This window comes from Micromonospora sp. Mcm103 (assembly GCF_024519755.1).
Taxonomy (GTDB): Bacteria; Actinomycetota; Actinomycetes; order Mycobacteriales; family Micromonosporaceae; genus Micromonospora; species Micromonospora aurantiaca.
Window position 1 is genome coordinate 237,885 of sequence record NZ_JALJRJ010000003.1, and the last position, 13,567, is coordinate 251,451.

A 13,567-nucleotide genomic window follows, 5' to 3' on the forward strand; every position below is an offset into this window, starting at 1 on the left:
GCCGTGGCGTACGCCCTGCACTTCGCCGCGATCATCCTGGCCTGCTGGCTGACCGCGCAGGTCCTCGCCGCCGCGCGCTGGACGTGGCGGGCGCCCCGGGTGGCGATCCTCTGCTGGCAGGCGGTCGGGCTGGCGCTCGGCCTGTCCGCCATGGGGCTGCCGATGGCGCTGGGGCTCGACGCGTACGACCGGGCGACCGGCTACGCGCTGCTGGCCCTGGCCGACGACCTGGCCCACGGCACGCTGCCGGCCGGTGTGGGCGCGGTGCACCTCAGCCTGGTCGGCGTCGGTCTCGGCATCGGCGCGGTGCTGCTCACCACGACGGTACGCAGCCTGCACGGCGCGGTCCGCGCCCAGCGCCGGCACCGGGAGTTGCTGCACCTGGTGGCCCGGCGTGACCCGACGGTGCCCGGCGCGCTGGTGCTCGACCACCCGAGCGCGGCGGCGTACTGCCTGCCCGGTGTTCGTCCCCGGGTGGTGGTGAGCGCGGGCACGCTCGACCTGCTCGACCCGGCCGAGCTGGCGGCGGTGCTCACCCACGAGCGCGCGCACGCCCAGGAGCGGCACGACCTGGTGCTGCTGCCGTTCACCGCGCTGTGCCGGGCGCTGCCCTGGTTCCGGTGGGTGCGGGACGCGCACGCGCGGGTGGCGCTGCTGGTCGAGATGCGCGCCGACGACAAGGCCCGGGAGCTGCACGCGGACGCGCCGCTGGCCGGTGCGCTGCGCCGGTTCGCCGCCGCCGAGCACCGGGTCCAGCCGGCGGGCACGCTCGGACTCGGCGACCGCGACCTCGACGTACGCGTGCAGCGGCTGCTCGTCGCGGACCGCCCGCCGCGGGTGCTCGGCGCGATGGCGCTGGCGGTCGCGGGCACGCTCGTCTCCCTGCCGTTCGCCCTGTTCCTGAGCTGACGTCGCCCCCTACGGGACTTCTCCGGGTTCGCGCACCCCTATAGGTAGCAAGGCTACGTGTAGGTTGGCTACGACAAGAGAGCCAACCCATGGGAGGACGACAGTGGATCCGCTGCTCCTCGCCCGCCTCCAGTTCGCCACCACCACCTCGATCCACTTCCTGTTCGTGGCGGTCACGCTCGGCCTGGTCACGCTCCTGGTCGGGTTGCAGACGGCCGGCTACCTGACCGGCAAGCCGGTGTACGAGCGGCTGACCCGGTTCTGGGGCCAGCTCTACGTGATCAATTACGTGCTCGGCATCGCCACCGGCATCGTGATGGAGTTCCAGTTCGGCCTGAACTGGAGCGGGCTGTCGCGCTACGTCGGGAACGTGTTCGGCGCGCCGCTGGCCATCGAGACGCTGGTGGCGTTCTTCCTGGAGTCCACGTTCCTCGGTATGTGGATCTTCGGATGGCACCGGCTGCGGCGCGGCGTGCACCTGGCGCTGCTCTGGGGCGTCGCGATCACCGCGTACGCCTCGGCCTTCTGGATCATGGTGGCGAACGCCTGGCTGCAGAACCCGGTCGGGTACGAGGTCCGCGACGGCGTCGCCCACCTCACCGACTTCGGCGCGCTGCTCACCAACCCCACGTTCGGCATGGCGTTCGGCCACGTGATCTCGGCGAGCCTGGTCACCGGCGGCCTGCTGATGGCCGCGGTGAGCGCCTGGCACCTGCTGCGGCGTACCCCCGACTACGTGCTGTTCCGCACCTCGCTGCGGCTCGGCCTGGTCACCGCGGCCCTAGCGGTCAGCACGCTCCAGGGTTTCGGCTTCGCCCAGTTCGGGCCGGTGGGGCAGCTCCAGCCGACCAAGTTCGGCGGCGGGCCGGAGCGGGACGCGCTCGTCGCCGACTGGACCGCGCGGTTCGGCCCGGGCGACTGGGAACCGCCGGCGCTCTCCAACGTCGGCCTCGGCTTCATGATCCTGATCGGCTTCACGCTCGGCGCGCTCTGGCTCCTGCTGCCGCTGCTCTGGCGCGACTGGATCATCAGGTTGAAGGCGCCGCTCTGGCTGATCCTGCTCGGCCTGCCACTGCCCTTCGTGGCGATGCTGCTCGGCTGGATCGCCCGCGAGGTCGGCCGCCAGCCCTGGGCCGCGTACGGGCTGCTGCCCACCGCGCAGGCCGTCTCGCCGGTCTCACCGGGGCTGATGCTCACCTCGCTGATCGGGTTCAGTCTGCTGCTCGGCGCGCTCGCGGTGACCAACTGGACGCTGATGGCCCGGCACGCGGCCCGTGGCGCGCAGAACCCCGCGCTCGGCCGCCCGCCCGCGCCCGACAGCGACGCCCACCACCAGCCCGTGTTCGTCTGAGGGAGCCCGCCGTGGAACTCGCCTGGTACGCCCTGCTCGGCCTCTTCTTCGCCACCTACCTCGTGCTCGGCGGCTACGACTACGGCGTCGGCCTGCTGCTGGCCCGGCGCGGCCCGGCACCGGGCAGCCGGGCCACGCTCACCGCGCTCGGGCCGTTCTTCCTCGGCAACGAGGTCTGGCTGGTGGCCGCCGTCGGCATCCTGTTCGGCGCGTTCCCCCGGCTGGAGGGCGAGCTGCTCTCCGGCTTCTACCCGGCGGTGCTCGCCGCGCTGGCCGGTGTGGTGCTGGTGACCGCCGGGGTGCAGTTGCGCAGCCGCCCGGCCTCCGCCGCCGCCCGCGCCCGCTGGGACCGGGTGGTGGTGGTCGGCTGCGTGCTGGCCGCGCTGGGCTGGGGCGCGGTGCTCGCCGGGCTGCTCCAGGGCGTGCCGCTGAGCGCCGACGGCCACGTGGTCGGTGTCGGCCACCTCGCCACCCCGTTCGCCGCCGCCGCCGGGCTGGCGCTGCTCGCGCTGGTGGCGGTGCACGGTGCGACGTTCCTCACGCTCCGGCTGCCCGCCGCCGAGGCCCCGGCCCTCGCCCGGCTGGCGAGCGGCCTGGTGCCCGCCGCACTCGTCGCGGTCGGCGCGGCCACCGTCCTGGGCGTGCTCTCCGATCGGGTACGCGCCGCGGTGGCGCGCCCGGCTGTGGCCGTACTCCTGCCGTTGGCGCTCGTGGCGGCGCTGCTGGCGGCCCGCGCGGCGCTGCGGCGGGGCCGGGCCCTGGCGGCCTTCGCCGCGACCGCGACGGCGCTGGCGCTGCCCGCGCCGCTGATCGGGGCCGCGCTCTGGCCCCGGATCCTGGTCTCCACCACCGACCCGGCGGCGTCGCTGACGGTGGCCGAGGCGGCCGCCAGCCACCCGACGCTGGCGCTGTTGGGATGGCTCGCGCTACCGCTCCTGCCGGCCCTACTAGGCTTTCAGGCGATGTGCTGGTGGGTTTTCCGGGGACGGATCGACGGCAGGGCACCGGTGTACTGGTGAACCGCCGCCCGTTCGACCCGCGTCTGCTGCGTCGGGTCCCCGCGGCCCGGCGCGACCTCGCCGTGCTCGCGGTGCTGGGCGGGCTCACCGCGCTGCTGGTGATCGCTCAGGCCACCGCGCTGGCGACGCTGCTGGCGACGGCGTTCGACGGGCGGCTGCACCGGCCGGCGCTGGCCGGTCTCGTGGCCTCTGTGGCCGGGCGGGCGCTGGTGAGCTGGGCGCAGGGCACAGTCGCGGCGCGGGCCGCCGCCACGGTGAAGGCGGCGCTGCGAGCCGACCTGCTCGGCGCGGTCGGCCGGCACGGCCCGACCTGGGTCGCCGGGCAGCGGGCCGGGCAGCTCGCCACGCTGGCCGGGCGCGGCCTGGACGCGCTGGACCCGTACTTCACCGGCTACCTGCCGCAGCTCGTGCTGAGCGTCACGGTGCCGGTGGCCGTGCTGGCCCGGATCGTGTTCGCCGACTGGAGCTCGGCGCTGATCATCGCGCTCACCATCCCGCTCATCCCGATCTTCGGCGCGCTGCTCGGCTGGCAGGCGCAGGCCGCCACCGAACGGCAGTGGCGCCGGTTGTCGCTGCTCGGCGGGCACTTCCTCGACATGGTCGCCGGGCTGCCCACGCTGCGCGCGTTCGGCCGGTCCCGGGGGCAGGTCGACGTGGTACGCCGGATGGCGGACGGCCACCGCCAGGCCACCATGAAGACGCTGCGGATCGCGTTCCTGTCCGCGCTGGTGCTGGAACTGGTCGCCACGCTCTCCGTCGCGCTGGTCGCGGTGCCGGTCGGCATCCGGCTGCTCGGCGGCGGCCTCACGCTCTCCACCGCGCTGCTGGTGCTGCTGCTCACCCCGGAGGCGTACCTGCCGCTGCGGGCCGCGGGCAGCCGGTTCCACGCCAGCATGGAAGGACTCACCGCGCTGGACGAGGCGCTCACGCTCTCCGCCACCGACGCGCCCGCCACCGCCGAGCCGCGCCGCCCGGCGCCGCGCGGCCGGGGTGAGATCCGCTTCGAGGGCGTCACAGTCGCGTACGACCGGACCACCGCGCTGCGCGACGTCACGCTGACCATCCGGCCCGGCGACCGGGTGGCGATCATCGGGCCCAGCGGCGCGGGCAAGAGCACGCTGCTCAACCTGCTGCTCGGCTTCGTCGCACCGACCTCCGGCCGGGTCACGGTCGACGGGGTGGACCTGGCCGGCGTCGACCTCGACGACTGGCGGCGCGAGCTGGCCTGGGTGCCGCAGCGGGCGCACCTGTTCGCCGGGTCGCTGGCCGACAACATCCGCCTCGGCGCACCGGACACCTCCGATGCCGCGCTCGCCGCGGCGGTCACCGGCGCCGCGCTGGACGAGGTGGTGGACGCCCTGCCCGACGGGCTGGACACCCGCCTGGGCGAGCGCGGTCACGGCCTGTCCAGCGGTCAGCGGCAGCGTGTCGCGCTGGCTCGCGCGTTCCTCCGGGACGCACCGATCGTGCTGCTCGACGAGCCGACCGCGCGGCTGGACAGCGCCAGCGAGGCGGTCGTGCTGGACGCGACCCGGCGGCTGGTCGCCGGGCGTACCGCGCTGCTCGTCGCGCACCGGCCCGCGCTGCTCGCCGACGCCGACCGGATCCTGCGCGTCGAGGACGGCCGGGTCACCGAACTGCACCCGACCGCCACCGGACCGGGAGTGGCCCGATGAAGCCCGTCTCCCCCGCCGGTGCCCCGGCGAGCCCCGTCTCCCCCGCCCGACCGGCGGTGACCCGGTGACCGCCGGCGACGGCGTGACGCCGGTGGGCCGGGAGCCGGCCGGGCCGACGGGGGTTGCGGTGACGGCCTCCGGCTCGCCGGAACCGCCCGCGCCCGCCCGGCCCGGCGCGGAACGGGCGGTGCTGCGTCTGGCCCGGCCCTACCTGAGCCGGCTGCTCGGCGCCGGGCTGCTCGCCGCCGCCACCGAGTTCGCCGGCCTGGCGCTGATGGCCACCGCCACCTGGCTGCTGATGAGCGCCGCCGGCCGGCCGCCGCTGGACCGGCTGACGGTGGCCATCGTCGCGGTCCGGGCACTGGCGGTCAGCCGGGGCGTGTTCCGGTACACCGAACGGCTCGCCGGGCACGACGCCGTCCTCCGCATGATCACCGACGTGCGGGCCCGCGTCTTCGCCACGCTCGCCGCCCGGCGCGAGACCGGTCGCCGTACCGGGGACGCGCTGAGCCGGCTGGTCTCCGACGTGGAGGCGGCCCAGGACCTACTGCTGCGCGTCCTCGTACCGGGAGCGGCGGCGGCGCTGGTCAGCGTGCTCGCGGTCGGCGTCGCCGCGTTGATCTCGCCGCCGGCCGCCGGTGTGCTCGCGGTCGGCCTGCTCGTGGCGGGAGTGGCGCTCCCCGCACTCGCCGCCCGGATCACCCGCCGCGCCGCCGACGAGGTGGCCCCGCTGCGGGGCGCGCTCGCCGTGGACGCGGTCGACCTCACCCACGGCGCCGCCGACCTGGCCGCGTTCGGGGCCACAGGCGCCGCGCTCGCCGCCGCCGACGAGCGGGCCGGACGACTGGCCCGGCTGGAACGCCGGCTCGCCGCGACCGGCTTCGCGGTGGACGCGCTCGGCGTCCTCGTCGGTGGCCTCACCGCCGCCGCCGTGGTGGTCGTGGCGCTGCGGGCCGAGGTCGGCGGCGTGCTGGTCGGCGTCCTCGCGGTCGGCTCGCTCGCCGCCGTGGAGGTCGCGCTCGCGCTCGTCGCGGCGGCCCGCCAGCGTACCCAGCTGCGGGCCGGGCTGGCCCGGGTCGCCGACCTGCTCACCGAGCCCGGCCCGGCGACGCCACCGGACGCGCCGGAGCCCACTGTCGACGGCCACGACGTGCGGTTCGCCGACGTGACGGTCCGCTACCGGGCCGGCGCCGCCCCCGCCCTGGCCGGGTTCGACCTCGACCTGCCGGCCGGCCGCCGGGTGGCGGTGGTCGGGCCGAGCGGCGCCGGCAAGAGCACACTCGCCGCCGTGCTCACCGGCGCGGTGCGCCCCGACACCGGCCGCGTCACCGCCGGCGGCGTGCCGGTGTCCGAGATCCCGGCCGAACACCTGCCCCGGGTGGTCGGTGGCCTGCTCGCCGAGGCGTACGTCTTCCACGCCACGGTCGAGGAGAACCTGCTCCTCGGCCGCCCGGACGCCACCGAGGCGGACCTGGTCGCCGCGACCCGGGCGGCCGGCCTGCTCGACTGGGTACGCGAACAGCCCGACGGCTGGGACACGGTGGTCGGCGAGCAGGGCGGGCAGCTCTCCGGCGGGCAACGGCAGCGGCTCGCGCTGGCCCGGGCGCTGCTGGCCGCCCCGCCGGTGCTGGTGCTCGACGAGCCGACCGAAGGGCTCGACCCGGCGGCCGCGGACGCGGTGCTGGACTCCACGCTCGCCGCCACCCCGGCCGGGCACTCGGTGCTGCTGATCAGCCACCGGCTCAGCGGCCTCGCCGGGTTCGACGAGATCGTGGTGCTCGAAGGCGGCCGGATCGTGCAGCGCGGCCGGCACGACGAGCTGGTGGCACGCCCCGGCTGGTACCGGGAGCAGTGGCTGCGCCAGGAGGCGGCCGAGCGCGGCTACCTGGCGATCACGCCCTGACGCCCGGCCGATCGGGGTTTTCCCTGACGCGGGTTGTCGCCCTCCGGTGGCAGGCTTACCCCATGCGGGTGCATGAGGAGGCAGTGGTCGACCGCCGGCTGCACGAGTTGTCCACGCGGTTGCACGGGCCGAACCGGCTCAAGACCGACCTGCTGACCGAGGCGCGGCACGCGCTGGAGGACGCCGTCGAGGCGTACCGGGAAGGGGGCCTGCCGCGCGCGGAGGCGCAGCGGCGGGCGGTCGCCGAGTTCGGCAGCGACGCCCAGCTCGTGCCGGGTTTCCAGGCCGAGCTGGCCGTCGGCGCGCTGCGCGGGCTGGCGCTGCGCACGCTCGTGGTGGCGGTGGTGCTCATCGCCGCCGGTGACCTGACCTGGCAGGGGTCGAGCTGGAGCGACGGTCCGCCGCCGCCGCAGACCTACCTGCTGCTCTCCGCCGCGCTGAACGGCATCTGGGGCGTGGTCGCCGCGCTGGCGCTCGTCGCGCTGCTGGTCGGTCCGCTGGTCGCCCGGTGGGGTTCACCGCGGCTCGTCCGCCCGGCGCGGCTGATCGGTTTCGGTCTGACCGGCAGCCTGCTGCTCGGCGCGGTCGCCGGCGGCGCGCTGTTCGGCTGGTCGATCGGGCTGTGGGACGCCGCGCTCACCTGGCCACCCCTGGTCATCGGGATGGTGGTGGTCTCGGCGGCCTGGTTCGCGCTGGCCCGGGCGGCCCGATGCTGGGTGCTCGCCGACCGCCGGTTGGCCGGCTGAGCGGCTGCCGGCGCGCCCCCGTCAGGCCGGTGCGGTGGGTGGCTCGTCCGCGCCGAGGAACCTCCCGACGGTGGCGCTGAACTCGTGCCAGCCGGCCCGCTCCCCGGCGAGCGCGCGGCCGCCGGCCTCGGTCAGCTCGTACGTGCGGCGCTCCCGGCCGTTGACGGTGCTCCACGTGCTCGCCACCAGCCCGGCCCGCTCCAGCCGGCGCAGCGCCGGATAGATGGTGCCGGTGGGCAGATCCAGCGTGCCGCCGCTGCGGGCCCGCAACGCCTCGATGATCGCGTAGCCGTGCAGCGCGCCCCGTTCCAGCACCGCGAGCAGGAGCGCGTCCAGGTGTCCGTGCAGCGCCTGCGCCTTCATGTGTAGCAACGCTACTTGTCGTGCCGCCGCGACGCCAAGGGGTGCGACTCCCGGTCGGAACCGTCGCCCACTAGGGTATGTGCGCAGAGTCACTCGGCGGCGCGACGCCGCCGGGTGGGCAACCCGAACGCACACGGAGGTCAGCGTGGCCCGCCAGTCGCCCCAACGGCCCGACGCCGACGAGCCCGAGCTCGACGACACCGACGCCGCCGCCGCGGCCGACGAGGTCGAGGAGGACCGCCCGCCGGCGGACCGCGCGCTCTGGGAAGAGGTGCGGATCGACCCGGTGGAGATCGCCCTGCCCGCCGGCACCGGCTTCACGCTGCGGGCGTACCGGCCGGCGCGCGAGCTGACCCCGACCGACGTCGCCGAGCGCGACCAGGACGACCCGTTCCTGGCCCGCCGCCAGGTCGTCGAGACCGAGGAGGACGAGGAGGTGGTGATCCTCGACGAGGAGTTCGCCGCCCTCTCCGCCGAGGAGGACGACGAGGACGAGGAGAAGGACGCCAAGTCCCGCCGCAAGGGCAAGGCCGACGCCTCGGACGAGGAGAAGGCCGAGGGCGGCGAGGACGACTCCGAGGCCGAGGACGAGGACGACGAGGACGAGGCGGGCGACGAGGAGGTGCCGCTCTTCCTCACTCACAAGGGCCGGCTCCTGCTGTTCAAGACCCCCGAGTCATTGGTCACTTTCATCCGTTCCGGTGCGCCGAACGATCTGTCCCAGCTGGACAGTTGGAATGAACTGTCCGAACGGCTGGAACCGGCCGACATCGCCCCGCTGGACGAGGACACGTACGAGCTCGACCTGGTGGTCGAGAACCTGCGCGGCGGCCACGACGCGTGGGACCACGAGCTGCTCATCGAAGCCGGTGAGATCGCCCGTGACCTGGCGTACGCCCTGCGGCTACCCGCCGTGCTGGACATGCTCTCGGCGGGCTCCAGCCTGGACGACCTGGACGAGGCTCTGCGCGCTTCCGTCAACGGTGGCGTCGGTGGTTTCCTGGGTCGGCGCCGGCTGAAGAAAATCGGGGCACAAACCGCAAGTTTGGGTTGGCGCACCATTGTCGGCAAGATCTCTGCGGTTGTGGACTGGCGCGACTGACCCGGAGCGGGGAGCATCAGTCTCTGGCAGAGCAAGACCTGTGTCCCGGGAGGAGGACGACGCCGTGGCGCTCGTGCGCGTGTACTGCGGTCTGGCCTCGGCAGATCCGGCCGACCGAACGGCTTCGGCCGGAACGACGCTGACGTCCGCTGTGGTCGACGACGCAGGCCGTCTGCTGCACGTCTGCGAGATCGGTGACGATCCCGCCGGTTACGCCCGGCTGGTCGCGCTGCTGGTGGAGCGGTCCGGCGGTCCGAGCGGCGCGGCCATCGCCGCCGACAGCGACGACCACATCGTCACCTCGCTGCTGAGCGCCGCCGGCCGGCCGCTGGCGATCGCCGACGACGACTCGGTCGACGACTTCGCCGAGCGCTTCGCCGACGACGACTCCCTGGAGGAGATGCAGTCCCCGCCCGCCGAGCGTCGCGCGGTCGGGCTGGCCCGCGCGCTCCAGGCCGGCGCGCTCTCCGCGGTGACCCTCCCGGCACCGCGTGAGCTGGCCGGATACACGCAGGTCCTGGCCGCGCACGCGGCGCTGGCGAGTGGCCGGCACTCCGCCGCGGTGACGCTGCGCGAGGTGCTCCGCGAGCTGTACCCGGCCGCGCTGCGGGCCTACCCGGATCCTGCCGACCGGGTCGCCCTGGCGGTGCTCGACGCGCTGCCCGAGCCGGGCATGCTCACCGGCCCCGCGGGGCGTGGTGGCGCGCCGGCCGCCGACGCGGTCGTCGCGCATCTGGCCGGCGAGGGAGTGGCCGACGCCGACGCCGTCTCCGACGCGGTGACCGCGCTGCGCGTCGCCATCTCCGAGACGCCCCGGCGGGCCACCGTCAACCGCACGCTCACCGCTGCCGTCGCCGAGACCGTGCGGCAGGCAGTCGCCTCCGTCCGCACCTGTGACGCCGGCTGCGACGCGCTCGTCGGCGCGCTCGCCGAACGCACCGCTCCCGCTCCCGCGACCGGCCGCCGGGCCGCCGCGCGACGGGGCGAGCAGGTCGACGAGCTGGCCCCGGCGCCCGCGGCCGACCTGCGTCCGGTGCGCTCGATCCCGCCGGAGCCGATCGCCGAGCCCCACCTCGGTCGTCCCGAACCGGCCGGCGCACCCGAACCGGCCGGCCGTCGCGGCCGTCCCGAGCAGGTCCCCGGTGGGCGGCGCAGCCGTCCGGAGCCGGTGTCCGGGCCGGCCGCCACGACGACGCCCCGGCCGCTCGGCCCGCCGCCCGTCGCGCCCGCGCCCGTCACGCCGCCGCCGGTCGCCCCGGCGCCGGTCACGCCCGTTGCTCCGGCAGCCGCACTGGGCCGGCCGTCCTCGGCTCCCCCGGCGCGGCCCGAGCCGACCGGCGCGCCGCTGCCGTCGCGGGTGGACGGCCCCACCAACCGGCCGATCTCCGCGCCGCCACCGCCGCCCCCCGGGATCACCCCGATCGCACCGTCCCCGCGCGGTGCCGTGCCGCCCGCCGAGGCCGGCGAACCGTTCCGCCCGACGCTCACCACCGCTGCCATCAACAAGGCGCGGGCCGAGCGGCAGCGCACAGTCATCCCGCCCCGGCCCAAGACCAACCAGCACCAGGAACCGCCGACCGGTGGCTTCAGCGCCACCGACCTGAGCATTCCGGTGCCGGCCCCGCGTCCGCCCGCGCCGGAGGCGCCGCCGGGCTCCCGGGCGAACTGGCCGCTGGTGAACACCGAGGACGACACCGCCCGGGAGCGGGAGGGCACCACCTACCCGTACGGGCGGGGCGTGGACGCGCCGAGCGACCCGGGCCGGGTCACGCCGCCGTGGCTCGCCGACGACCTGCCGCAGGAGCCGCCGATGCTGCGGCTGGTGGAGCCGCCGCCGCTGGCTGATCGGGCGCTGCGCGACGAGATGAGCCGCTCGGCCGACCCCGGTCTGGAGACGCCGCCGCTGCGTCTCGTCGACCAGGGCGACCCGGGCCGCGTCCCGCTGCCCGCCGCGCCCGAGCGGCGTCCCGCACCGAAGGAGCACCGGCCGCCGCCGGTCTCCGACGAGGGTGACGGCGATCTGCTGATCTTCGCGCAGGCCAAGTCCGCCTGGTTCGTCGGGCACGGCGACGAGGCCGACCTGGAGTGGTCGACCACCGCCGACACCGGCTGGCAGGCGGCCGAGCAGGCGGCCCGCCCGGCCGTCGGTGCCGAGACCAAGGCCGGGCTGCCGAAGCGCGTGCCGCAGGCCAACCTGGTGCCGGGCTCCCCGCTGCGCGAGGAGCGTCCACTGCGGATCGTCCGGAACGCGGCGAGCCTCGCCGAGAACACCACCGGATACTTCCGGGGCTGGCGGCGCGGCCAGGAGATCGGCGGCTTCGCCGTGGGCGGCCGTCCGGGCCGCGAGGCGGCCGGCGGCTGGGACTTCACCCGCGACACCGGTGACCGCGACGACGACCGGGAGTACGAGTACCGCTCGGCGGGCTACCGCTCCTGACCGGGCTCGCCGGGGGTGTTTCATCCCACACCGGGGCGATTTGACGCTGGGCTGGACCGGCCGGGAACATACCCGGCGGACCAGCGGCGGCGCCTGTTCGCCGGGGTGGGAAGGCGATTCCATTGGCGACACCGGCGTTCGACTCCACTGTGCTCACCCGGCGGGGCGTCCTCGCCGCCGCTGCCGGGAGCCTGCTGCTCGCCGGCTGCGCTCCGCAGGGCCAGCGGCCGGAGGACGGCCCGTCCAGCAGCGCGCCGAGCGACCAGGATCTGATCGTCGGCGCGAGTCTGGAGCTGACCGGCACCGGGTCACTGCTCGGCGTCGCCCAGCGGCAGGCCCTGCAGCTCACCGCCGACTCGCTCAACCGCACCGGCCTGCCGGTCGGGAACCTGGTCCGGTCGGTCCGGCTCCAGATCCTGGACAACGGCAGCAATCCCGAGGTCGCCGCCCGGCACGCCGCCGACCTCACCCGGATCGGCGCGCAGGCGTTGATCGGCGGTGTACTCGGCGAGACCTCGGCGGCCCTCGCGGCGGCCGCCCAGCGGATCAAGACGCCGTTCCTGTCACTCGGCTACGGTGACCGCATCGTGCTGCCGCTGGACGAGCGCACGTTCACCTACAAGCTCACCCCGGACGCCGTCGACATGGCACGTCGCCTGGTGGAGCTGTTCGAGTCCAAGAAGATCCGGCGGGTGTCGGTGCTCGCCACCGAGGGGATGCACGGCGACTCGGGTGTGCGCGCGATGCGGGAGGCGCTCGCCGACAGCACCATCGACCTGGCCCGCACGGTACGCCTGCCGGCGACCGGCCGGCGTTTCCGTGCCGCCGCCGAGCGCGCCGCCGGGGGCCAGCGGGACGGCGTCGTGGTCTGGGGTACCGCGCCGGACTCCGGAGTCGCGGCACGGGAGCTGCGCGCCGCCGGTCACCGCGGCCCGATCTTCTTCGACGCAGGCGCGGTCGCCGACGACACCGCCCAGGGTGCGAACGCCGCCGCCGTGGAGGGCGCGTACGCGGTGCACCCGGCCTGCCTGGACGTCTCCGCCGCCACCGCCACCACGACGGCGCAGCTGGCCCGCAGGGACTTCGTCAACCGCTACACGCAGCGGCACGGCGTCAGCCCGGACTTCGCTCCGTACGCCTCGGACGCGCTCCAGCTCCTCGCCACGTCGGCACGGATGGCGACGAGCCTGGACCGGGGCCGGCTGCGGGCCCTCCTCCAGGCGCAGACCGTCGAGGGCATCGCCGGCGGGTACGCGTTCAGCGCCGACCGGCACGGCGGCATGGAGCCCGACTCGCTCGCCGTGTACCAGGTGTTCCGCGGCACCTGGACCCGGTACGCCTGACCCCGCTCACCGCCCGGTGACCGTCCCGCGTGGAGGGTCACCGGGCGGTCGCGTACCGTGTCCGACCCCGGACGGCAGGAAGCGCCCGGTGGCCCTGAGGCCGCCGGGCGCTTCCGCGCGTCGGTCAGGCGGGCGCGACGGCCCGCGAGCGCCGCATGGTGAGCACGTACTCGACCAGCGAGATCAGCACGTGCTTCGTGGACTCCCGGTTACGGGCGTCGCACGGCACCACCGGCACGTCGCGGGAGATCGCCAGCGCGTCCCGGACGTCCTGCGGATCGTGGTACTGCATGCCGTCGAAGCAGTTGATGGCCACCAGGTACGGCAGCCGCCGGTGCTCGAAGAAGTCGATGGCGGCGAAGCAGTCGGCGAGCCGCCGGGTGTCGACCAGCACCACCGCGCCGATCGCACCCCGGACCAACTCGTCCCACATGAACCAGAACCGCGTCTGACCCGGCGTACCGAACAGGTACAGGATCAGATCCCGGTCGATCGAGATACGACCGAAGTCCATCGCCACCGTGGTCGTCGTCTTGCCCGGCACCTGCCGGGTGTCGTCGACGCCGACACCGGCGGAGGTCATGATCGCCTCGGTGGTCAGCGGCGTGATCTCGGAGACCGAGCCGACCAGCGTCGTCTTGCCGACGCCGAACCCACCGGCGATAACGATCTTCGCCGACGTCACTCGGCCGCTCGGGGCCGGCGGCCGGTGCGACAT

The 13,567-nt window shown here is 75.4% G+C and carries 11 protein-coding genes; 9 read left to right on the top strand and 2 right to left on the bottom strand.

The annotated features are described in order from the left end of the window. Nucleotides 1-3: 3 nt before the first annotated feature. The 6 genes from OC439_RS06025 (at nucleotide 4) to OC439_RS06050 (ending at nucleotide 7,604) form a co-directional block, all read left to right on the top strand. A complete protein-coding gene (locus tag OC439_RS06025) occupies nucleotides 4-909 on the top strand; it encodes a M56 family metallopeptidase (protein WP_262012584.1) in 906 nt (301 codons plus the stop codon). Between the two features lie 103 nt (nucleotides 910-1,012). Continuing rightward, nucleotides 1,013-2,260 (top strand): cytochrome ubiquinol oxidase subunit I, encoded by a 1,248-nt coding sequence (locus OC439_RS06030; RefSeq protein ID WP_262012585.1) that lies wholly within the window; start codon nucleotides 1,013-1,015, stop codon nucleotides 2,258-2,260. 11 nt (nucleotides 2,261-2,271) lie between these two features. Further along, nucleotides 2,272-3,279, top strand: a complete 1,008-nt coding sequence (locus OC439_RS06035; RefSeq protein ID WP_262012586.1) for a cytochrome d ubiquinol oxidase subunit II — start codon at nucleotides 2,272-2,274, stop codon at nucleotides 3,277-3,279. Beyond that, on the top strand, nucleotides 3,276-4,955 hold the full coding sequence (gene cydD / locus OC439_RS06040) for a thiol reductant ABC exporter subunit CydD (protein WP_262012587.1): 1,680 nt from the start codon (nucleotides 3,276-3,278) through the stop codon (nucleotides 4,953-4,955). The genes OC439_RS06035 and cydD overlap by 4 nt, the downstream gene beginning before the upstream one ends. A gap of 127 nt (nucleotides 4,956-5,082) precedes the next feature. Next, nucleotides 5,083-6,858 carry a thiol reductant ABC exporter subunit CydC gene (gene cydC / locus OC439_RS06045; RefSeq protein WP_262012755.1) on the top strand — a complete coding sequence of 592 codons (1,776 nt, stop codon included), beginning with the start codon at nucleotides 5,083-5,085 and terminating at the stop codon, nucleotides 6,856-6,858. Between the two features lie 62 nt (nucleotides 6,859-6,920). Next, the gene (locus OC439_RS06050; protein ID WP_262012588.1) at nucleotides 6,921-7,604 is read left to right on the top strand and encodes a permease prefix domain 1-containing protein; all 684 of its coding nucleotides are present in this window, start codon (nucleotides 6,921-6,923) and stop codon (nucleotides 7,602-7,604) included. 21 nt (nucleotides 7,605-7,625) lie between these two features. On the opposite strand, the gene OC439_RS06055 is transcribed toward OC439_RS06050, so the two are convergent. After that, nucleotides 7,626-7,967: a PadR family transcriptional regulator gene (locus OC439_RS06055; protein ID WP_194798637.1), complete on the bottom strand. Its 342-nt coding sequence runs from the start codon at nucleotides 7,965-7,967 to the stop codon at nucleotides 7,626-7,628. Between the two features lie 145 nt (nucleotides 7,968-8,112). Between OC439_RS06055 and OC439_RS06060 the strand changes: the two genes are divergently transcribed. The 3 genes from OC439_RS06060 (at nucleotide 8,113) to OC439_RS06070 (ending at nucleotide 12,849) form a co-directional block, all read left to right on the top strand. Then, entirely contained in the window at nucleotides 8,113-9,069 is a 957-nt protein-coding gene (locus OC439_RS06060; protein WP_262012589.1) for a DNA primase, read from the top strand. A 40-nt stretch (nucleotides 9,070-9,109) separates the two neighbouring features. Next, a complete protein-coding gene (locus OC439_RS06065) occupies nucleotides 9,110-11,506 on the top strand; it encodes a transposase (protein ID WP_262012590.1) in 2,397 nt (798 codons plus the stop codon). A 122-nt stretch (nucleotides 11,507-11,628) separates the two neighbouring features. Further along, complete coding sequence (locus tag OC439_RS06070; RefSeq protein ID WP_262012591.1) at nucleotides 11,629-12,849, top strand: ABC transporter substrate-binding protein; 1,221 nt, start codon at nucleotides 11,629-11,631, stop codon at nucleotides 12,847-12,849. 124 nt (nucleotides 12,850-12,973) lie between these two features. Here the strand turns inward: OC439_RS06070 and OC439_RS06075 are convergent, their stop codons facing one another. Further along, on the bottom strand, nucleotides 12,974-13,567 hold the full coding sequence (locus OC439_RS06075; RefSeq protein WP_030501201.1) for a GTP-binding protein: 594 nt from the start codon (nucleotides 13,565-13,567) through the stop codon (nucleotides 12,974-12,976).

What these genes read in the sequence shown, in the direction of transcription:
- OC439_RS06075 (WP_030501201.1), bottom strand. Translation starts at nt 13,567, where the DNA reads ATGTCGCACCGGCCGCCGGCCCCGAGCGGCCGAGTGACGTCGGCGAAG.
- OC439_RS06055 (WP_194798637.1), bottom strand. Translation starts at nt 7,967, where the DNA reads ATGAAGGCGCAGGCGCTGCACGGACACCTGGACGCGCTCCTGCTCGCG.
- OC439_RS06050 (WP_262012588.1), top strand. Translation starts at nt 6,921, where the DNA reads ATGCGGGTGCATGAGGAGGCAGTGGTCGACCGCCGGCTGCACGAGTTG.